The sequence below is a fragment of the Streptomyces montanus genome (assembly GCF_005786655.1).
Lineage (GTDB): Bacteria > Actinomycetota > Actinomycetes > Streptomycetales > Streptomycetaceae > Streptomyces > Streptomyces sporangiiformans.
Genome location: NZ_VBZC01000017.1, coordinates 76,304 through 96,083 on the forward strand (window position 1 = coordinate 76,304; position 19,780 = coordinate 96,083).

22 protein-coding genes, 1 tRNA gene and 1 pseudogene are annotated in these 19,780 nt (G+C 69.1%); 1 reads left to right on the plus strand and 23 read right to left on the minus strand.

The window, feature by feature from the left end:
• Positions 1 to 37: 37 nt before the first annotated feature.
• Genes FE633_RS17485 through FE633_RS17500 form a run of 4 tightly spaced genes read right to left on the minus strand, consistent with a single transcriptional unit; the run spans position 38 to position 4,317 of the window.
• Positions 38 to 1,045 (minus strand): NAD(P)H-dependent glycerol-3-phosphate dehydrogenase, encoded by a 1,008-nt coding sequence (locus tag FE633_RS17485; RefSeq protein WP_138046096.1) that lies wholly within the window; start codon positions 1,043 to 1,045, stop codon positions 38 to 40.
• On the minus strand, positions 1,042 to 1,926 hold the full coding sequence (locus FE633_RS17490; protein ID WP_246113672.1) for a class I SAM-dependent methyltransferase: 885 nt from the start codon (positions 1,924 to 1,926) through the stop codon (positions 1,042 to 1,044). Before FE633_RS17490 ends, FE633_RS17485 begins: the two co-directional genes overlap by 4 nt.
• Entirely contained in the window at positions 1,923 to 3,071 is a 1,149-nt protein-coding gene (locus FE633_RS17495; RefSeq protein ID WP_246113673.1) for a YcaO-like family protein, read from the minus strand. The genes FE633_RS17490 and FE633_RS17495 overlap by 4 nt, the downstream gene beginning before the upstream one ends.
• Positions 3,061 to 4,317, minus strand: a complete 1,257-nt coding sequence (locus tag FE633_RS17500; protein WP_138046097.1) for a TfuA-like protein — start codon at positions 4,315 to 4,317, stop codon at positions 3,061 to 3,063. The genes FE633_RS17495 and FE633_RS17500 overlap by 11 nt, the downstream gene beginning before the upstream one ends.
• Positions 4,318 to 4,691: 374 nt before the next feature.
• On the opposite strand from FE633_RS17500, the gene FE633_RS17505 reads away from it, so the two are divergent.
• Entirely contained in the window at positions 4,692 to 6,032 is a 1,341-nt protein-coding gene (locus FE633_RS17505) for an NsdA family TPR-like regulatory protein (protein ID WP_246113674.1), read from the plus strand.
• A 185-nt stretch (positions 6,033 to 6,217) separates the two neighbouring features.
• Here FE633_RS17505 and FE633_RS48425 read toward each other — a convergent pair.
• The 19 genes and pseudogenes from FE633_RS48425 to FE633_RS17590 all read right to left on the minus strand — a co-directional run bounded on the left by FE633_RS48425 (position 6,218) and on the right by FE633_RS17590 (position 19,337).
• Positions 6,218 to 6,887 (minus strand): annotated as a pseudogene (locus FE633_RS48425) (DUF6420 family protein).
• Positions 6,888 to 6,899: 12 nt separating this feature from the next.
• Positions 6,900 to 8,105 (minus strand): hypothetical protein, encoded by a 1,206-nt coding sequence (locus FE633_RS17515; RefSeq protein ID WP_138046099.1) that lies wholly within the window; start codon positions 8,103 to 8,105, stop codon positions 6,900 to 6,902.
• 9 nt (positions 8,106 to 8,114) lie between these two features.
• The gene (locus FE633_RS17520; RefSeq protein WP_138046100.1) at positions 8,115 to 9,239 is read right to left on the minus strand and encodes a hypothetical protein; all 1,125 of its coding nucleotides are present in this window, start codon (positions 9,237 to 9,239) and stop codon (positions 8,115 to 8,117) included.
• Between the two features lie 112 nt (positions 9,240 to 9,351).
• A complete protein-coding gene (locus FE633_RS17525; RefSeq protein WP_138046101.1) occupies positions 9,352 to 9,561 on the minus strand; it encodes a hypothetical protein in 210 nt (69 codons plus the stop codon).
• A 135-nt stretch (positions 9,562 to 9,696) separates the two neighbouring features.
• Positions 9,697 to 10,434 carry a hypothetical protein gene (locus tag FE633_RS17530; protein ID WP_138046102.1) on the minus strand — a complete coding sequence of 246 codons (738 nt, stop codon included), beginning with the start codon at positions 10,432 to 10,434 and terminating at the stop codon, positions 9,697 to 9,699.
• Positions 10,435 to 10,471: 37 nt separating this feature from the next.
• The gene (locus FE633_RS47285) at positions 10,472 to 10,639 is read right to left on the minus strand and encodes a hypothetical protein (RefSeq protein ID WP_171059997.1); all 168 of its coding nucleotides are present in this window, start codon (positions 10,637 to 10,639) and stop codon (positions 10,472 to 10,474) included.
• A gap of 1,044 nt (positions 10,640 to 11,683) precedes the next feature.
• Positions 11,684 to 11,944 (minus strand): hypothetical protein, encoded by a 261-nt coding sequence (locus FE633_RS17535; RefSeq protein ID WP_138046103.1) that lies wholly within the window; start codon positions 11,942 to 11,944, stop codon positions 11,684 to 11,686.
• Positions 11,945 to 12,250: 306 nt separating this feature from the next.
• The gene (locus tag FE633_RS47780) at positions 12,251 to 13,807 is read right to left on the minus strand and encodes a hypothetical protein (RefSeq protein ID WP_212747233.1); all 1,557 of its coding nucleotides are present in this window, start codon (positions 13,805 to 13,807) and stop codon (positions 12,251 to 12,253) included.
• Entirely contained in the window at positions 13,804 to 14,484 is a 681-nt protein-coding gene (locus tag FE633_RS17545; protein WP_138046104.1) for a hypothetical protein, read from the minus strand. Before FE633_RS17545 ends, FE633_RS47780 begins: the two co-directional genes overlap by 4 nt.
• Positions 14,481 to 14,756, minus strand: coding sequence for a hypothetical protein (locus tag FE633_RS17550; RefSeq protein WP_138046105.1), 276 nt, complete (start codon positions 14,754 to 14,756; stop codon positions 14,481 to 14,483). The genes FE633_RS17545 and FE633_RS17550 overlap by 4 nt, the downstream gene beginning before the upstream one ends.
• The gene (locus FE633_RS17555) at positions 14,753 to 15,181 is read right to left on the minus strand and encodes a hypothetical protein (RefSeq protein WP_138046106.1); all 429 of its coding nucleotides are present in this window, start codon (positions 15,179 to 15,181) and stop codon (positions 14,753 to 14,755) included. The genes FE633_RS17550 and FE633_RS17555 overlap by 4 nt, the downstream gene beginning before the upstream one ends.
• A complete protein-coding gene (locus FE633_RS17560) occupies positions 15,178 to 15,843 on the minus strand; it encodes a hypothetical protein (RefSeq protein ID WP_138046107.1) in 666 nt (221 codons plus the stop codon). The genes FE633_RS17555 and FE633_RS17560 overlap by 4 nt, the downstream gene beginning before the upstream one ends.
• The gene (locus FE633_RS17565; protein WP_138046108.1) at positions 15,824 to 16,183 is read right to left on the minus strand and encodes a hypothetical protein; all 360 of its coding nucleotides are present in this window, start codon (positions 16,181 to 16,183) and stop codon (positions 15,824 to 15,826) included. The genes FE633_RS17560 and FE633_RS17565 overlap by 20 nt, the downstream gene beginning before the upstream one ends.
• 35 nt (positions 16,184 to 16,218) lie before the next feature.
• Positions 16,219 to 16,290, minus strand: a tRNA-OTHER gene (locus tag FE633_RS47290).
• 521 nt (positions 16,291 to 16,811) lie between these two features.
• Positions 16,812 to 17,501 (minus strand): hypothetical protein, encoded by a 690-nt coding sequence (locus FE633_RS17575; RefSeq protein WP_138046110.1) that lies wholly within the window; start codon positions 17,499 to 17,501, stop codon positions 16,812 to 16,814.
• Positions 17,502 to 17,503: 2 nt separating this feature from the next.
• Complete coding sequence (locus FE633_RS17580) at positions 17,504 to 17,947, minus strand: hypothetical protein (RefSeq protein WP_138046111.1); 444 nt, start codon at positions 17,945 to 17,947, stop codon at positions 17,504 to 17,506.
• Positions 17,948 to 18,251: 304 nt separating this feature from the next.
• On the minus strand, positions 18,252 to 18,503 hold the full coding sequence (locus FE633_RS17585) for a hypothetical protein (protein ID WP_171059998.1): 252 nt from the start codon (positions 18,501 to 18,503) through the stop codon (positions 18,252 to 18,254).
• A 302-nt stretch (positions 18,504 to 18,805) separates the two neighbouring features.
• On the minus strand, positions 18,806 to 18,976 hold the full coding sequence (locus FE633_RS47295) for a hypothetical protein (RefSeq protein WP_171059999.1): 171 nt from the start codon (positions 18,974 to 18,976) through the stop codon (positions 18,806 to 18,808).
• Positions 18,936 to 19,337 carry a hypothetical protein gene (locus tag FE633_RS17590; protein WP_138046113.1) on the minus strand — a complete coding sequence of 134 codons (402 nt, stop codon included), beginning with the start codon at positions 19,335 to 19,337 and terminating at the stop codon, positions 18,936 to 18,938. Before FE633_RS17590 ends, FE633_RS47295 begins: the two co-directional genes overlap by 41 nt.
• Positions 19,338 to 19,780: the final 443 nt, after the last annotated feature.

Consider the following 19,780-nt stretch of genomic DNA (forward strand, 5'->3'; position numbering starts at 1 on the left):
AACCTCCGGGCGGGAGGGACAGGGTGGTGGCGGGCCGCTACTCGGGCTTGGGGGGCCGCTGCATCAGTGCGGCGGCGGCCTCGCCGAGCGTGGCCTTGCCGTGCAGGACGGCGGTGACCACGGTCGTGATCGGCATGTCGACGCCGTGGGCGCGGGCAAGGTCGAGGATTGCCTCAGCGCTCTTGACGCCCTCGGTGGTCTGCCTGGTCGCGTTGGCGGCCTCGGCGAGGCTCAGGCCGTTGCCGAGGTGGGTGCCGAAGGTGCGGTTGCGGGAGAGCGGTGAGGAGCAGGTGGCCACGAGGTCGCCCATGCCGGACAGCCCGGCGAGGGTGGTGGGCTGCGCGCCCATCGCGGTGGCCAGCCGCATGCTCTCCGCGAGTCCCCTGGTCATGATCAGGGCGGTGGCGTTGTGGCCCAGGCCCATGCCGGTGGCGATGCCGACGGCGAGCGCGATGACGTTCTTCAGGGCGCCGCCCATCTCGCAGCCGATCACGTCGGTGGAGGTGTAGGGCCGGAAGTAGGGGGTGTGGCAGGCCGTCTGGAAACGCTGAGCGGCGTCTTCGTCGGAGCAGGCGATGGTGGCGGCCGCGGGCTGCCGGGCCATGATCTCCCGGGCCAGGTTCGGGCCGGAGAGCACCACGACCCGCTCGGCGGGCACGCCGGTCACCTCGCGGATGATCTCGCTGGCCCGCAGGTGGGTGTGTGTCTCGATGCCCTTCATCAGCGAGACGATCACCGTCTGGGACTGAAGGTGCGGCGTCCACGTCGCCAGGCACTGGCGCAGGGACTGCGCGGGCACGGACAGCACGAGGAAGTCCGCGCCGTCCAGCGCGGCGGCCGGGTCGGTCGTGGCGGTGAGCGAGGCGGGCAGCTCGATGTCCGGGAAGTAGTCCGGGTTGCGGTGGCCACCGGTGATCGCTGCGGCGATCTCGGCGCGGCGGGCGTGCAGGACGGTGCTGGTGCCGGCGTCGGCGAGGATCGTCGCCGCGGCGGTGCCCCAGGAACCGGCGGAGAACACCGCCGCTCGGGCGGGGTGCTGGCTCACTGCTCGGTCCTCTCGTCCATTGCGCGGCCGCCGTTCTGGTGGCCGGGCCCGGTCATCGTATCGGCGCCGGGCCGTGGTGAACGGTCTTCGGCGGGGCGGCGCAGCGTCAGCAGGACCGCGCGCCGTCCAGGCAGCAGGGGAAGGCTGCGGTGGGCCGTGGCCAGCATGTTCTGTGCCTCGGTGTCGCCGAGCTCGCGGACGAGGGTGTCCGCGTGGCGGATCCACAGCCGGAACACCCGCTCCCAGGTGGCGGGTTCGTCCGGGCGTTCGTCGACGTGTTCCAGGACGAGTCCGGCGGCCCGGGCGTGTTCCTCATAGTCCGGGGCGGCATCCCTGCGCAGGGCCCGGGTGAGGGCGAGCCGTCCTCCAGGCGCCAGGACGCGGCCGAACTCGCGCAGTGCGGCCGTCCGGTCGGTGGCGAAGCCGAGGGCGTCCACGCACACCACCGCGTGGGCGCAGCCGTCGGGCAGGCCGGTGGCCTCCAGCGCAGCGACGCGGAAGGCGGCGCGCTCGGCGGGGACGAAGGCGGTGGCCCGGGCGGTCGCGTGCTGGACGGCGGCCGCCGAGAGGTCGAGGCCCGCAAGGTGGACGGACAGCGCGCGGGCCAGCCAGAGGCCGACCCCGCCGGTGCCGCAGCCCGCGTCGACCAGGAGCTGGCCGGGTGCCAGCTGAAGGCGGGTGACGAGCAGTTCCAGCAGGGGCCAGTCCGCCGAGCTGTGCGCGGCGACCTCGTGCGGGTAGCGCTCGCCCATCGCTTCGGCGTACAGGCGGGCGACGACCGGGGCCTGGGAGCGCGCGGTGTGGAAGGTGTCGAACGCGGCCGCCACCGTCTCGGGCGACGGGGCGGCGGCCGCGGTGGCGGGGAGGGGGTGGTGTGTCATCGGGGCATCGACCTTGTGATGCGTGAGCGGGTGCCGGGAGCCACGACCTGCACGGCGTGGACGGGGCCCGCGGGCTCGGACAGGTCCAGGGCCACGGGTTCGTGGCGGGTGACGTGCTGGATGCGCCGCGCGGTGGCGGCGACCTGGTCGGCGAAGGTGCCGCCGACGGTGTTGTAGTGGGCGGTGGCTTGATGCCAGTCGGCAAGGCGGGTGCGCTGTGCGGGGCGGAAGGCCGGGACCTGGTCCGCGGAGGCGGGCTCGCTGCGCAGGTCGTCCCGCGTCCCGGAGATCACGGTGAGGCGGGACTGCACGGCCTCGGTCAGCGCCCTGGTGAGCGCGATGGCGGGGCTGGTGTGGCAGCCGCCGCCGGCGAACACGGCGGGCAGGTCCTCCGACCACAGGTAGGCCAGGGCGACCGGCAGCCGGTACGGGCCCTCGACCAGGGCGATCTCCAGCGCCATCTGCGCCGCCGTCAGGCGTTCGATGACCTCCCGAGCGTACGAGTCACCGACGCTGTCGGGGGCGATGTAGGTCCGCCGACGCCCGCCCGCCTGCCCGTCGCGGTACAGGACGTCCCGTTCTACGACTTCGAACAGGCCGTGCAGCAGCGCCTCGTCGCGGGTCGTCCCGCAGGCCAGGCCGGTGCTGGTGGCCCGCAGCAGATCCGGGCTCCACTCCGGCCTCTGCACCCGCCGGCGCACCACGTCGACCGGCACCAAGACCTTGTCCCCGCCGACCAGCCCGCTGCCCGCCGTCCACTCCCACACCATCCGCTCCAGCACGCCCGCGTCGTAGCGGCCGGTGAGCGGCAGCGCGGCGAGCGGGCAGTGCGGGCCGATCTCCCGGGCGGTGTCGTGTGCGGCGACGGGCAGCGGCTGTTCCACGTGCCACAGCTCGATCGCCTCCATGACCGCCGAGATCTTCGCGAGCAGGTCGGTGGCGCCCTTGCCCTGGGACGTGCTCAGGGTGCGCGAGGCGGGGCGGATCGCTGTCCACACCGGCAGCCCGATGCAGTCCAGGCCCGTCAGGTCGGCGACCCGGGTGATCCCGTACCTCCCCAGCCGTCCGGCCAGCGTCTCCCAGGTCTCTTCGGGGGTGCGGGCGCGCACCGTCCCTGGCAGTTCCACCAAGTCGTCAGCCGTCACCGCCGATCGCCTCCTTGCCGGTCTCGGTCGTCTCTCTGGCTTCGGCGAGGTATCCGGGCACCAGCGGCTTGACTGCCTCGATGGCGTACGCCGCGCTGATCAGGCCGCGGGCGGAGGCGTGCGCGCCGAGCGTCCTCTCCCGGCAGCGCCACACCTGGAGCAGGAGCCGGCGGGCGACGTCGTCGGAGACCGCGGCCCCGGACCGCTCGCTGCGGTAGGTGGCCAGCGCGTCGGCGTACCGGGCGACCGCCACGCGGTCCTCGGCGCTCTCCCCGGCCAGCAGCAGGGCAACGGTCGCCTCGTCGCGCAGGTCGAGTGCCGGGTGGAACACCTGGTGCGCGGGCAGTGCGCCGCCACAGGCCCGCTCAAGCCGCTCGGACAGCGCCAGGCCCTCACCGCCGCGGGCTGGATGCCGGGAGCGGTGGGCGAGGACATCAGCCCATCGCTCCCGGAAGTCTTCGTCGAACACCTGCTGGTAGACGACACGGGCTCCTGTGGACAGCTCCACCCCGTCGACCGTGGACCGGGCGAAGTGGTTGGACCAAGCCCAGAAGTAGCCCGAGTCCCAGGTCACCGGCGCCGGCGGGGCGCCGGTCAGCATCCTGCCGCCGAGGGCAGTGCGGACAGCGGCCAGCGCATCGAGTCGCTTGAGGTCGCCGAAGTACGGGTCGGCCGCGCGCTGTTCGGCCAGCCACCCGGCGAACTCTTCTTCCGCCTGCCCCTGGCAGACGGCTCGCACGGCGGCAGTGGTGCGCTGCGGGTAGTACACGGCGCGCAGCGCGGCCAGCAGCCGCTCGGCCCGTTCCTCGTCCAGGACCCCGGCGGCCCGGGCCAGTCCCAGGGTGTGCCGCAGGTTCACCAGGGGCCAGGTCAGCGCCTGCCGTTGGCCATCCGGGAGCTGGCCGACCGCCACTTCGTCGTCACCGGTGATGTCTCCGTCGGCGTAGGCCAGGTAGACGGCGCCGACCCCGACCATTCCGAAGTCGTCCAGCTCGGCGGCCCGCAGGGCGCCGATGCTGGCCGCACCGATCACCTGTACGCCCCGGCCCATCGCGGCCAGGACCTCTTTGTGCCGCAGCGCCGGGGCCTGGTGGTACACCCCGTCGATGATTACGGCGGTGTCGCCGTCGCGGACGGCGGCGTCGAACAGGTCGCCGTGCTGGATCGGCGGGTGGACCCGTACTCCCGGCGCCGACAGCAGCGGCTCGCAGGACGGCAGTGTCGGCCCGACGTAGATGTGGTGCAAGGCTCCTCCACACGGTCAGACGGGAGGGGTGTTCCTCCCCGGCCCGGTGGGACGCGGGGAGGAACACCCTGGGGAATGCGATGGATCAGGGAACGTACGGGTCGTCGTTTCTCGACGTCCTCGGCGACGACCACGATCTCGGTGAGCTCCGTGGTCTCCTCCACCGCGGCGGTGGCGGCCGCAGCAGCGGCAGCGGACTTGGACATGGCTCCTCCTCAGGGAACGGTTCTTCGGCCGCCCGGACCGGCAACGGCCTGCGTACGTCCGTCAGTGAACCCGGGCTCGCCGAAGCCGGTAAGCCCCGCCCCGGGGGCCCCACCGTGGGGGTATCGTCTGGTGATGCTTCGTCACTCTGCGGGAGCCAAGGGGGACTCGTGGTGGATGACTTACGGCCGTCACCGGCCCAGGTGCCGCCCCATCTGCTGCACGACCCGAAGTTCGTCCAGGCCGCCCGCGACCACGACTTCACGACGCTCTTCGCCATGGCCCACAGTCACGGGGTCAGCTACTACCGGATCGGCGAGGCTGCCGGCATCAAGGCCGACCGGGTGTCCCTGATCGCACGGGGCAAAGCGAGCTTGACCGCGCTTGACACAATCGTCCGGGTTGCGGACGCACTTCGGATTCCGGGTGCCCATCTCGGGCTCGCTGAGCGACCCTGGGAGGACAGCACCCCCAAGCCCCACCTGGAGTCCGACGATGACAGAGACGACCCCATGAACCGCCGTCAGCTGCTGCGCGGCGCGCTCGCTGCCGGTCTCACCGGGACGGCACTCACCACCTTGGCCGACACCCGCCAGTCGCTGGACCTCGCGCTCGCCGCCGACACCGAACCGGCCGACCTGTCCGACCTGGAGACGGCCGCCGAGACGTACGGGTACGGCTACCATGGACAGCCCCCCACCCAGGTCCTCGCCGACCTCGTCACCGACTTCGGCGAGCTGCGCCCCCTCCTGAGTACCCCTCAGCCCATCGCCACCCGCGCCCGGGTGTGCCGGACCGCCGGGCAGATGGCCGGCATAACGGCGATCGTGCTGATGGACCTCGGCGCCCGCAGGCACGCACGGTCGTGGTTCGCCACCGCCGCCACGGCGGCCCGGGAATCCGGCGACAAGCAGCTGCTCGCCTGGATCTGGGCGCGCGAGGCGATGGTCCCCCTCAACTACGGCGCCCCACAGGCCGCCGCCCGGCTCGCCGAGCAGGCCCGACAGGTCGCAGGGGACCGACCGACCGCCGCGGCGACCCTTGCGGCCGCCGTCGCCGCCCGCTCCTACGCCCTTTCCCACCGGGACGAGCAGGCCCGCGAAGCGCTCACGGCAGCCGACGCGTTCATGGAGCGGCTGCCCGCCGGCGCACGGACCGACACCTGGTTCACCCACGGCGAGCAGAAGCACCACGTGCACCTCAGTCACGCGCTGACCGCGCTCGGCGACACCGCGCGGGCCCACGAGAGCCAGATCCGAGCGCTGGAGCTGTCCGCCCCGACCAGCACCATGACCCGCTCCCTGCTCCAGATCGACGCAGCCGCCTGCCTCCGCCACGACGGCGACCCCGAGCAGGCATGCCAAAGGACGATCGCCGTGATGGACGACCTCCCTCACGCCTACCGCACCGGACTCGTCCACCGCCGTGCACTGGACCTGTACCGCTCGATCGCCGCACAGCACCACCGCGAGCCCGCCGTACGTCAGCTCCGGGACGTACTCGCGGCCTGATGGCGAGACGTTCGGGGGCCTTCTCCTTCCTCACGGGCCAACTCGCCCCAGAATTGCACCCCTTAAAAGGTGATTCATGGGTGCAGGACTACCGACCGGTCGCACATATGAGCCCGGGCGGAGCGGTGGATCGCTACGCTGGTCGCAGGTGCGGCGCTCCCCCCGTGGCGCCGCACCGACCCGCTCTAGCCGTCGGCGGCCTGATCCCTCTCGCCCTCCCGGCGAACAGACCCGGCCAGCGCTTCGACCTCCTGCAAGAGCCGGTCCGTGGGAGTGAAATCCCCCAGCTCGACCGCGAGCGCGGCGCGCACGAACGCGGTGAGCGTGATGCCCTCGGTGATCACCTCAAAGAGGCGCAGCGCACTGTCCTTGTACTCGGGGTGGTGATGGCACCCTGCATACGCAGTGAGCGTTGGCGGCCCGGGCAAGCCGCTTGTAGGCGGCGTTCTTCTCGTCGGTGAACTGAGCGGGACAGCCCATGTGGTCCAGCGTGATCCGGATGTGAGCGCGCATTTCAGCCGAGCGAATATTGTGCCGCCCGCCGCCGGGCGTGACGTAGCGGCCGGGCGTCACCGGGGCGTACGGATGGATCAGCGGCAGATCCTGATCCACCACGTGCAGGGGGGCAGTCCGCCGTACTCGATGGGTAGGGGCCTGCGATGCCGTTGTGCTCGATTGCCAGGAAATGCGAGTGGGCGACGGCGCGGCGATACGTCGCGGCGAATCCGGTGCGTCTTCGCTCTGTACGTACGCGGGACGGCTCGATGGTCGAGGTCCCTGAGCTGGCCCCGGCGGACGTGCGGACGATGCCGCTGCCAGCGGGCAACCGTTGTTAGTCGGTGCTGCAACGTCCATAGAAGCAGTGATTCAGTCCCCTGTCCGGGCAACGCTAACGATCAGCGCCATGTCGTCGGCGTCTCGCCATTCGCCGATCACTCGCCACCCAGCATCGCTCAGAAGCCGCTCAGCCTCGCGCCTGCCGTCCTCAGGGTCTCCGCCTTTGGCGGCGATCGTGGTGCGCTCGCTGAACGCAGCAGGCGTGTCATAGTCGGGCGACCATGCCCGCTCGTCCCCCGGGTGCTCGCCGGTCAGCTTGTCCTGCCATACCGAAACATCCATGTGTGGCTGAGAGAGGTGACCGGTGCCGTAGGTCATCCAGGCACTGAAGTGTGGGCGGCTCGACCATTCGGCCTCACGCTCGTTCTCCAGGTCCCAACGCTTGAACAGCTCGCCGAGCTGAGCGTAGATATGACGGGCCTGCGCCTCGCTCAGAGTGAGTGTGCCGCCCCGGAGACTGCCGTCTTCGGTGGGGGCAATCGGTGCGTAGTACTCAATGCCTGCGCGGTACCGGGTGATGTCGCCGATGATCAGCTCATGGCGACCGTGCAACGACTGCTCCACCGGCAGCAGATGGTTGAGGTCGGCCTTGTAGTAGGGCGGAAGCTTGCGGACGTCGACGATGTCGCGTTCCGACTTAAGGTTCCCCTTTCCGGACGGCGTGAAGTCGGCCAAGAGCCGCTCGTAGAAGCTGCTGCCGGTGAAGTCCTTGAGCACGGCCCACATGCCTGCCTCCGGGCTCTCCGTCTCGCCGATCACCTCGTTGTCGATCCGGACGTCGAACTGCCTGTCCTCGTGGTGCTGGAGGTAGCCGATGCCGCTGCCCACGCCCCAGGTGTTGCAGTCGACCAGGAAGTCCCCGCTGCCCCGCATGGGCATGAGGGAAACGAGGACGCCGGGGTGAGGAATGAGAGAGGGCCGCACCCGGTAGGACTCTTCCGTGTCGGGCTGCTCGTCCATGCGGGAGGCGGTCTTGCCGGCCGGCCGGCTGCCGAAGGACTGCGCCGGCGGGGCGAACCGGTAGAGGGCGCCGGCCGCGTCGTCGCTGTCCTTGAATCCGGGCATGGCGACGTGGCCCCGGGTACCCCAGTCGGCAACCCATCCGGCCCCGGCGGTCTCGTAGACGATGCCGAGGTAGCGCCAGGTCTCGCGGGCGGCGCCGGGGGCGCCTTCGTGCACCGCGAAACGGGTGCCGTCCTGGTTGAGGGCCTCGTAGTGGAAGTGCGGTTCGGACACGGCTGTCTCCTATTCGTAGATGCGGGTCTGGAAAGTGATGTCGGCAATGGCACCGAAGGTGTCGCACACGGCGTCGGTCACCTCGGCCAGCGGGTCACCGGGGCGTGTCAGGCCGGTCAGGCGCAGCACGGCTCTGATCTGCCCCTCGGCGGCGTGGAGAATGACGTCCTGACGGCCGGGGGTCCAGGTGATGAAGTACGTGTTCTCGTACTTGTTCTCCAGGCCATGGATGTGGAAGACGACCTGCTTGTAGGTGGTCTCGTACTGGGTGTTGATCCGGTCGGGCCGGAGGCGGCCCCGGTTCTCCAGCTTCTCGGCCCAGATGTAGGTGCCGTCCTGGGAGTGCCGCAGCCCGTACTCGCGGTCGCGGAAGGTGAACGTGGCGGCCAGGCAGGGATGGTTCGCGATCAGACGCCAGTCCTCGATGCCCATGCCGAGATCGAGGGTCGTGTACCTCCACCAGAGGCCGGCCAGCTCGTCGAGCGTGAGTGTTTGGTACGCGGCGCGGTTGGTCAGCACGTCGCTGTTCACTGACTCGGGCCGGGCACAGCAGCCATGCAGCCTCTTCTGCCGCCCCTGCCGGAAGTACTCCACCGTTCCCAGTAGAAGGCAGTCGTGGCAGGCCGCCTCGTGGAACGGGTGGTCGACCAGTCGATGTCCCCCGGCGATGTCCTTGAACTCGGGCGTCGGGATGTAGATGCGCAGCGGCACGATGCGGGCCTCCCGCTCCGCGCGGGCCTGGGCGGCCTTGTGCTCCTCCTGTTCCCTGGCGGCCTCGTACGCGGCCCTCCACTGCGGGAACCGCTCGTCGGCCGCGATCCGGGCGCGCAGGTCCTGCGGTTTGCCCAGGTTGGCGATGCTGCGGGCAGAGGGCACCTTCATGCGGGTCGGCTCGCTGTCGCGCGTCCAGGGCTCACCCAGGCGCGTCAGGTCCGTGTCCCAGCCGCCGCGCGGGGCGACGGCCGCCACGGCCTCGTTCATGGTCGCGCCGCGCTTCCCCGTGACGACCATGAACGAACCGCCGCGCTGCGAAATCGGCCCGGCGTACTTCCCGCACAGCGTCTCCAGCCTGCTGTAGGAGACGTGCCGGACACTCGGGTCGTGGTGCGCGCTGGCTGCGTAGACGATGTACATCGGAAGGTTGCTCCTTGCCTGCGGGCGGAAAGGTGGGGGAAGCGGCCCGCCTCCTGCGCGTCGTCCGGCCGCTCGGGATCCGCATGCGGCCGGGCGGTGACGGTTTCCTCGGTCACCCCAGTTCCCGCAGCAGCCCCAGTACCTTGTGCCGGTACTCATGACGGACCCGCTCGGTGGCGAGGGACAGGCTCACGTCCGCGGTCACGGGCTGTACGGCGATGACGCCGCGGAGCATCTTGATGGCGTTGATCAGCTGTTCGGCATCGTCCTCACGAAGGTTCTCGTCGAGGGCGACGACGTATCCGGCGTGGCGTTGGGTCACGGTGGTCCTTTCCTGCGGTCGGTCGGATGGGTGCCGGGAAGCGCTACAGGAGCGGGCAGTTGAAGAGGGGCACCGCCTGTCCGGCCGAGAGGAACGCTATGAACTAGGCGTCCTCCGGCACGAACAGGCAGCGGGTCAGGCGGTGACGTGGGTGACGGTGTGGTGGACCAGATGCACCCGCAGCACCTGGCCGTCGGCGGGTTTGTCGAGCGCGGCCAGCGCGTTCAGCGCCTCCACCAGCTCGAAATCCGCCGGGGGTTCGTCCTGTCGCCGGGGCTTGATGGGGGTGGCGGGAGTCGCCCGGTAGCGCAGGTCCGGGGTGTCCTCGCCCGCCGACAGCGCGGCGATGACGGGATGCCAGGTGATGCGGTCGCCGTGCATGGGCCTGAAGTAGGCGCACACGACCGGTTCGCCCGGTGCGGGCCGCTCCTCGGCGACCAGCGTCCTGACCCGCTCGATGATGCGGTCCGCCCACACCTGCCGGGCGGTTCGGGTACTCGCCTCGGCGAGTGCCTGAAGTGCTGTGCCGTCCAGCAGCCGCAGTGCCCCGGCCATCAGTGGGGCGGCGGGGTCGGCGAGCTGGGCGGCGAGCGCCCGCTCCGTGAGCCGCCCGCCCCCCTCCCCCTGCTGCTCCTGCTGCGGCTGGGAGGTGGAGCGGGCGCCGGAGCCGGACCAACGGCCGGTCAGGTGACGTGAGTTGACGATCGTCAAGGTCATGTGCGGGGGAAGGGCACGGTCGAAGTGGGCCAGCACGCTCATCGCGTCGCCCGGCTCGACGGGCAGCGTGGGCAGAGTGAGCGCGGCCAGATCGGCGGCCGCCCGAGCCGGAACGTATCCGGCGTCGGCGCGGACCGTGACGGCCAGATAGCCCACCCTCCACCGCTGGTCGGGGTCTTCCTGGCAGCGGGTATCAGCGGTCCACCGTCCAGTGCTCCACCTCGTGCCCCAGCATCTCGCGCCGCCACAGACGGCCGACGTCCAGCAGCCGCACCGGCACCGGCGCGGCGGCACGCGAGCGCTGGCAGACACACACCGCGCCACGCCCCACAGCCTTGAGAGCCTTCTTGTCCACTGTCAAACGCCTCGTTCCTGCAACACGCCCCGAGCAATGAACACCGGGGGCTAGTGGGTAAAAGGGGAATTGGGGGCAGGGGCGCGGTCACCGACACCACACACGCACGGGCGGCACCCCTACAGCCGGAAGGGCGGGGCTCGACGGCATCACCCGCCCCTCCGGCACACCCCGAAAACTACGGCCCCCACACCACCCCACACGGGCCCGTGACCAGCAAGAACACCGGTGCGCACGGCGGGGCGACGTGCAGGGCGACGGGTGAACCGGCCCCACCCCCGAGATCCGGGCCCGACCAGGAATCCGGACCGGGCCGGGGGCGCGGGGACACGGACCGAGGCCGGTCAGCGGACTACAGCAGCGGCTGTGCCCGCAGTTGGTCGGCCGGATAGGCGGCGTCTGTGGGAAACGGCCAAATAGCCAAAAGGCGTGAGGCTAACCTGCAGACCACGAGCTCTACCTGCAAGTCTGGCCCTGTAGGCCCGAGTTAGTCGTCCAAGGCGAAGGGGCACTTGACATGCCAACCATTTCCGCTGTCCGGAGAGTCGCTGCGTCTGCTGATGCGCGTGGCCTCCTGGAGCGAGTCGAGCGCGCCACGCCTGGCGTCGCAGACGACGGTCGCGTCCACGTTCACTACCGACCGGCGCTTGGAGCCGACGCTATGCCCTTGAAGCGGAAGGGTGGAGCGTCACTCGCGACATTGGCATCGGCGGCACTTTGGGCGCCTATCTGGTGACCGGGCAGTGATGGATGTCTGCGTCGGGGCCCTCAAGGCCACTGAATAGCGCAGCGTTGGAACACGTGCATTTCACCAGAGGATGGAGGGCGACGGCGGAGGCGGAGGGCCGCTCGGCCACCGTGTTCGCGCCCCGGTGTCCCGCGGAGGGGAAGGGTGGCTGGGCCTGTCTGCCCGGCCACCCCTCTACGGCGCGAACAACGCTACGGACGGCGGATGGGCTGGCGGTGAGGTGGGGTGCTGCGGCTTGGAGGGGTGCGGGCCCGCGGGCCGCCCCGGGCGGGGTTGGTGGCCGGTGTGTCTCGGCGGGGTGGTCAGGTGGCGGCGGCGTCGGCGATCAGCCGATTGATCCGGGCCTGCGCGCCTCGCTCGGTCTTGTAGGTGCCCACTCTGGGGCCGTACTGGTAGATGTCCCAGCGGACGGGGCGGCCGTCCTGTGACCACTGGTGCACGGCGATGCCGTGGGACAGACGGATGGCCTTCTTCGTGCACGGACGCGGGGTGAGGTAGGCGGGAAAGTCGGCCGGGTCCGGCTCGGGCAGCGGTGGGGCGATGGCGGGCGTGTCGAGGTTCACGGGTGTGCTCCTTTTCTCGGGGTCGGGGGTGCCCGGGTAGCAGGCGGGCACCCGCAGATGAGGGTTGGCGGGGTGCCGGACAGCGGTGCGGCGAGGGGGAGTTGGGTGGCCGCTGCCCGGCAGGGAGAAAACTACGGACATCGCCAGGTGCGGGGTGGGACGGTGACCTGCGTCAATGCCTTCGGGTGTGCGGGATGGGCTGGGTGCTGGGCCTCCGTGCGCCCCGGCGTGGCGCACGTGCTCGTCGTGCATGAGCAAGCCAACGGCCCGGCCCCCGCCGGTCGGCGGGGGCTGGTGGTGCGCGGTTCAGCACAGGCCCATGCTGGCCTCGATCGCGTCGCCCTCCTCCTGCTGGTCCTGCCAGCAGGGCTCGCATGGGTCGGTCTCGGAGCACTCCGAGCGGGGCTGGCCGTTGGCGCACAGCTCCCCGGGGCAGCGGCGTGGCACGGGGACGTTGGGGTGGCCGCTGCCCGGCTCGCGGCAGGCTGCGGGCGAGGGGGCGGTGCAGCCCTCGGTGCAGGCAGTGTCCGGGAGTTCGGTGAGGAGCGCGCGGACGGCGTTGGTGCCCTCGGCGTGCTGCGGCTTGCCGTCGTTGCCGGGGATCACCTCGGCGCGCAGCACCTTCCCGCTGGTCCTGCCGATCTGGATGCTGCCGAACGCGCCGTGCGGACCAACCGTGTTCAGGGCCAGGCGGCGGGTGTTGCCGCGTGGTGTGCTCCAGGCGGGCCGCAGGCCCTTGGACCGGGCGAGGTTGATGATGCCGAGGGTGTAGGCGGTCAGTCCGGTCATATCGAGCGGCGCCTCGGCCTGAGCGGGTTCGGCGCGCGCGAGTTCCTCGGCGGGGTAGTCGCACGCGGTGCCGTGCTCGGGCTCACGGACGCGGAAGCAGCCGGAGCGGGCGGGACGAATGATCACGCCGAAGAACTCATTCGGCTTGCCCGCGTTCACAATCACCTGGTCGCCGCTGTCGAAAGTGCGGGCGACCAGCAGGCGCACGCCGTCCTCGTACACGAGGGTGACCGTGCCGCCGTCGGCGGTAGCCTCGGCGCCCGAGATGATCGCGGCGCTCACCAGGGTCACCGCGCGCTCCCGCTCGACGATCGCGCGAGAGATGTACTTCCCCTCCTGCTTGGTCACCAGGTAGTTGCCCTCTTCGGCAACCAACTCCTCGGCGTGGGCGGGCGCATCCTGTTGAGCCGGGAATGGTTGCCCCTCGGTGGGCTCGGCGCGTCCCCTGGGGTACACCCACAGCGAGTAGCCTCCGTCGCCGCTGATGCGCACCGGGTGGCCCTTGCTCTTGAGGAACGCGCCGATTTTCGGCAGCTCCCCTTGCAGTTCCTTCACCCGGTAATCGGTGCCGCGCCACGAGATGCGAACGCGTCGGTTGCGCTGCTCTCCGGACGCGTTGAAGCCGTCGTTGCGCGCGGTGCTATCCCAGTTGAGATCGGCCCGGGTAAATCCGGCGCGCGTCAGCTTTGCGGACACGGTCGCGGCCGTGATGCCGGTACGCCGCTTCGCCCGCTGCGCCTCGATCTTGACCTGGCGCACGCACCAGATTTCGGTGCAAGGTCCGTTAACCGGCCTTAGGTGAGGACCGCGGTCCCTGCCCTTCGTGCTCGGGCAATCTTCAACCGTGCCCGGCCGGTACCACCACGCGGACATGAGCGGCTCGACGGGCTTCGAGTCAAGCAAGTCGATCTGCCGGTGAATCCAACCGAGCACGTTCATCGGCTCGCCTGGACGCTCCATCATGTCGCCGCGCGCCGTCACGGGCTCGGAGTCGCCGATGGTGAAGGTGCACGGGCCGTACTTCATCGACGATTTCTTGATGGTGATCTTCCGCCCGCTGTACTCGGTCTTCATGCGGTAGTCCGACCGGGGTGCGGGTTGCGGGTCCAGGTGCGGCCCCAGCGCTCGTCGGAGTCGTTGTAGCGGCCCTCGTAACGCAGGTCGAAGCGGTCGCCAGCCACGCTCAGGCGCACCGGGCCGGCCGCCCCGATCGCGGCCTCGTACGTCTTGTGCAGCGCGGAGCCGGTCTTGCACTGCTCCGAGTCACGGAATGCCTCGTGGACCGAGTAGGCGGCCCGCATGAGCTTCAGCAGGTCGTACTTCGCCTCCACGGCTGGCAGCATGTAGGTGCCGCTCCGAATGTCACCGGTCAGTCCGGGACGCACCCACAGCGACGACATGTCCGCCACACCGACGAGTGGCACACGGTTCGCCCAGTGCCGGTCGACCGCCTCACCGGCCCGCTGCTCGAAAATGCCGTCCCAGCACTGCGCGGCCTCCTTTGACAGCCGCACGTACTCACGCACCGCGTGCAGCGCCCGGGACGCCTCGTGCTCCGCCTTCCAGGCGTACTGGTTGGCGTACCACCACTCGCCGTTCTCATCGAACCCGTCGTGCATGCTCTGGCCGCGAAACATCCGCCCGGCAAGCCAGTTGCCGTCGCGTTCACCGAGGAAGACCCCGTCGAATTCGCCGAGCCACTGGGTGCGCTTCTGGTGGACGATCGTCCACCCCTGCGCTTCGGTTCTCATTGGCTTTCCTCTCGGACATCGGAGTCGAAGTCGTTGCGGCCCTTCTCCAGCAGGGCACTCGGGTCGGCCCCGATCAGGCGGGCCAGGTGCATCAGGGCGCACACCAGGTCGCCTCCGGTCTCCATCAGGACGTCGTTCGTCGTGTCGCTGGCTGGTTTGCCGAAGTAGTTCTGGCTGCTGCGTTCATCGAACGCTCTGAGCGCTTCGTGCGCCCACTCCGCGCGGGTCTCGTTCTGCTCCCGGGCGGTCATGTCGTGAAACGGGACGTTCATCTACTTCCCTTCTTACTGTCCGACTGATCAGTTTGTGTCGAGTCTGCATTCCCCGGCACAAGTAGCGGGGTCGGTTCCTGGCCGATCAAGTAGGCCGTCACCTGGAGTGCCGGCCGCCGCCGGAAGCCGCGTACGCACGGAAGGCAAGCGGGCCCGTGGAAGTACTCGCGGGTCTGCGTGTCCCGGTCGCGGAGGGAGTAGAACATCGTGTGCGTGGCCACGCCCCGGCACTGCTCCTCGGGCGGGTCGCTCGGGTCGTGGATGACCGTTGCGCACCGCGGGGCGTCCGGGCCGGGCTTCTCCAGGCAGCAGTTGAAATCGCAGACCGGGTAACCCTTGCCTTCCAACTCCCGGATGGAGTCGGTGTCGTAGCCGTTGTGACGCATCATGTAGGCGTCCCACGAGTCGCCCGTGTCGTAGTTCATACGGTCTCCTTGGTGAGCGTCGGCTTGCGGTATTTGGCGCTGTTGCTGTCCAGCTCGCTCCTGCCGCACGGCTCGCACATCGGCTCCCGTCGGGTTGGTTCACCCACCATCCGGAATCCCGCCTGGTAGTACGGGTTGGCGGTTTCCAGGACGTGTGTGGCCCAGGCATTGCAGTGGATCGCCGAGCACTTCGGCGCGGTCAGCTCCAGCACCCGGTCTATGGCGTGCTCGATGCAGATCCGCATCGGGGAGAGCCCGCCAGTTTCCTGGCAGATCAGGAAGCCGGTCGCGTAGCCGACGCTGTAGTCCTGGTCGATGTGCTCGGGGCTGATCACGCGGTAGATGCCGCTGAGGAACCGGAACAGAGTGCCGGTTCCAATGCCGCACGCGTACGTCCAGCAGTCGACGGCGTAGTAGGCCACCGCCGCATCCGGGATGCCCCACGGCGATCGGTAGGTGCCCTCGATGCCGGGGCCCGCGACCAGATTCGAGACGTCGCCCAGGAGCTGGCCAGCCTCGTCCACGACTTCCACGACGTACGGGAACCTCCGGCCCGCGAGGATTTCTGTTGCGTCCTCGGTGTCGAAGTCCCACCACGAGTAGGCGTCCGGCTCGTCGGGATGCTGAATGCGGACCCTGATTTCAGGAAGCGACTGGCGCACCCTGCTCCTCCATCTCAGTCTGCTGGGTCGGGGAGTCGTAGCTGTCAGCCGGGTTCGGGTAGCGGTCGCGCTCGGCCTCACACCATGCGATGCGGCCCTCCCACGCGCCGACGTGCCGCAGGCACGCGAGGTAGTTGTTGAGCGACGTCCAGTTGTGATCATTGCGGCAGCTCGCCCAGTAGTCCGACCACAGGCGCGACAGCTCCGGGCACTTCGTGGTGACCGAGTCGGTTGCGAAATGGATCGTGCCGCCGGGGAAGTAGACGTAAATCTTGCAGCCGCAGGGCAGTACGTAAGTTCCGGTTTCCGTACCGAGCTTGTTGGACTTGGTTTCAGGCATGCTTGAACTCCTCACATGAGTAAGGGAATTGGGGTTGGTGCCCGGCGCGGGAATTGAACCCGCAAATGCGTAAGGGAGGACGCATCCGATGCCTGCACCGGCCGGGCCCGCCTTTCAGTCGTCGACCAGAACGCCGTAGACGTTGTCGGTGAGGCTGCCGCTCTGGTCCTTGACATAGGTCTCGTACGCCTCCTGGCACGCGGCTTGGCGACGTTCTCTGCTTCGCCGGCCGCTCGCTCCAGTTCCTCGCGTTCGGCGCGCGGGCTGTCGCCCTCCGCCTTGAGCTGCTTCCACGCTTCGAGCGCCGACCGCAGCTCCCCGCACTTGACCTTGAGGATGTTGCGATTCTCCTCGGAGATCACCCGGTCACCGGCGACCGCGAGAGCCGTCATGTGCGGGCGATCGGTCTGTATGCCGGGCTTGGCGTGCCAGGCGTCCGGGAGTCGGCCGCCCTCGCGGGCCGCCTGGTCGATCGCACCGAAGTGCTCCAGGAATCCGCTCTGAACCGGCGTCAGCTTCACGCCTCGGCCTTGAGTGCTGCGGAGCGCTGCCAGCATGTCGGTCAGCACGTTGTGCGATCCGTTGGCGTCGTACGGCTCGGAGACTGCGGGCATGGATGTTTTCCCTCTCATGTCGTGGGCTTGGCCTCACGGAACTTGATCTGCCCCTTGACCTGGACCTCGTGGCCGTGCGGCGCATCGGCCGGCACGTGGTTGCCGCAGGTGGTGCAGGTGAACGTGTGCTTCTCCCAGGGCTGTTCGCAGTAGAAGCAGGGGTCGTTGTCGTACTGCGGCGTGGGCATCAGCACGATGCGCTGCGGGTTGCCCTCGGCGTGCACGGTGGCGTAGTCATGCGGGAACATCGCGGCGGCCTGGCGGACGTTGTCCTCCGTGATGAACTCCGGGTGCGACAGGCCCCACTCGCGCAACTTCCTGGCGATCTCTCGGGCCAGGGCCTGCGGCAGCTCGTAGTCGTCGCGGACCCAGCGGGTCAGACCGGCCTCGGTCGGCGACTTCTCCCCGAGCTTCATCCACTTCCCGCACCGGTCGCACTTCTCGTCTTCGATCTCGCCGCGCTCTCCGTCCGGCAGCTCGGTCAGCTCCGTGCGGGCCTGCTGGCTGGTGATCGTCTTCGGGAAGTCGCTGGAGTCGTAGGAACGCTCGTCGCTGTAGTCGACTCCGACCCGCTCGGCGGCCCGTCGGATGGCCTCGTCCTGCTCACTGCTGCGGGCGACCTTGATGCCGTTCGCTCGCATCCGTCCGACCGTGCAGGAGGGGCAGAGGTTGTCGTGTGCATACGTGTAGCCGACGACTGCCATGTTCAGCCCTCCTGCTTCTCGGTGCTGAACTTGATCCACGAGCCCTGGAAGGCGCCGAACTCCGCGCTGTCCTTGAGGCGCATCGATCCGCGCGTCCCGGCGACGAGCCAGCCCACGTGCCGGATGCCGTGCCCTTCGGTCGCCTCGACCAGGCGGTGGTAGCCGATCAGGTCGCCGAGCTTGATCAACTGGGCTTCCTTCAGCAGCAGGGCCTCATCGACCGGCGGGAAGACGTCCCGTTCCAGGTGCTCCCAGATGAGCCTGGTCAGGTCGCCCATATGCTCGTACGAGGGCTGCGGCGTCCGGAACCCGCACGCGCACATACCGGCGTAGCCCTCGTAAGACGGCAGCCGCTCGAACCGGTGGATGCCTGGCTCCGCACCATCCGTGATCATCTGCGCCTTCGTCTCGCGGTCCCATCGCGCACCGGGAAGGTCGTCATCCATGCCCAGCTCGGTAATCTTCGGCATTGAATTACGCCCCGTCCTGTTCCTGAATTCCGTTCTTTCCCTTGCACGCGGGACACTCGCAGAAATGCACCTTGTGCAGTTCGCTCGGCTTGAACGCATGAGTGATCGGCTCACCGATCGGCCGAACCTCCCTGCTGAACGCCGAATACCTGACATACGTCTCCGGCTCGTTGTCCGACTCGGTCTCCTTGTTCGCCACGTTCATTCCTCCCCACTGATGGGCGTGCGTGTTCCATCGACGTGCACAACAAATGCCTGACTGAAATTGCGCCCCTCGTACTCACGGACCTTCATTCGGAACTGAGGCTCGCCCTTTTGCTGACGCGCTCGCATCTTCGACCTCGATCACCTCGACGCCCGGCACCTGGGCGTAGATGTCCTCGACCGTCCGCAGCAGGGACCGGGCGTCTTGCTCCTTCACATCACCGGCGTCCAGGTCGAGGAGCATGTCGTCGATCACGATGCGCGCGTACGTCAGCTGCTCCCGGACCGTCGGCTCACCCTCCGAGCGCTCGGTGGGCCGCTCGACCATGCGCGTCGCCCGCGACAGCACGGACTTGACGACGTCCCGAGCAATGCGCTGCTTACGCCGCTGGCCGGGATGCCGGATCGCTCTGCCCGTAGACGTACGGCTTGGTCAGATTCACCGGGGCCAGGTGCGACTCGTGACGGGTCGGCGACTGGCCGCGCGCCATGGTCCCTTGCCGACCCTCGACTGTGATGATCCGATTCCGTCGGGAATTGGTCATGGGTGCGGATTCCTTCCTCTTCGATGATGGACGGCAGCCCCAGGCGTGGGAGTTGAGGGCGGTCAGATGAATGGAGTGCTGATCTTCAGAGACCGTGTTTCTCGTGGTCGTAGGGCTCGTCCGGCCGGTGGACCGCGATGTGCACGATGGGTGTGGACCCGTCGGTCTCCGGGCGCTGCGCGGCCGGTGCCGGCGTCCGGGTCTGGGTGCTGATCTCACGGGCGATCCAGAGGATGCAGGCGACGATGGCCAACACGATGAAGAGGAGCGCCAAGCTCTGTAATGGCGTCAGGGGGTACATGGGGAAGGTCCTTTCGGTGAGTGGAGCGTGGAGCCGCCGACTCGCAGAGCTCGGCGAGGGTGTGGCCGCAGGAGAGGTAGGTGACCTCGTACAGCGGGCCCTGGCCCCAGCCCGGGTCCCAGTCCTCGGGCGGCAGGGCGGGTTCGACGATGCATGTGACGATGTCGCGGGGCAGGCCCGGCTCGCTGGTCTCGTCGTAGGAGCAGAAGGGACACCACTCCAGCTCGGGCAACTGCGCGGTGACTGTACGGGCTATCTCGGCCGACGCGGCGTCGGTCAGGAGGAGGTCAGTGATCGGTGCGGCGATGACGGTCATGGGGTCCTCGGCTCGGTCGTGGTGGGATTTGCGCAGGGCTGGACAGCGCACAGCGCAAAGAGAGGGGTTTTCAAAGTTGAGTAGTGCGGGGGTGTCCGCGGACTCGGCGGGTGGTGACACAGCGTGTCCGTAGTTGTTGGTTCTCGGCGTTGCGGAAGCCTTGCATTTTGAGTTCCCGGTCACTCCGGGTGATGCGTACCGGTCGGGGGGGGGCGGGACGGATTCCGCGGTTCTTGTGACGCAGGTACTTCCACCGCCGCCAACGCCAGCCGCATGTCGTCCGCGGTTACTTCGGCGGCTCAAACGTCCGCTACACTTTCGAATAGAACCCTTTGATCCAGGGCTGTTGGTTAGCGCGGCGCTTCGAACCGCAGCGTCAATGTGGACGCTCGACCGCCGGTGTATGCATGGTCAGCCTTGTACTTGGTGATGGCGGTACCCTC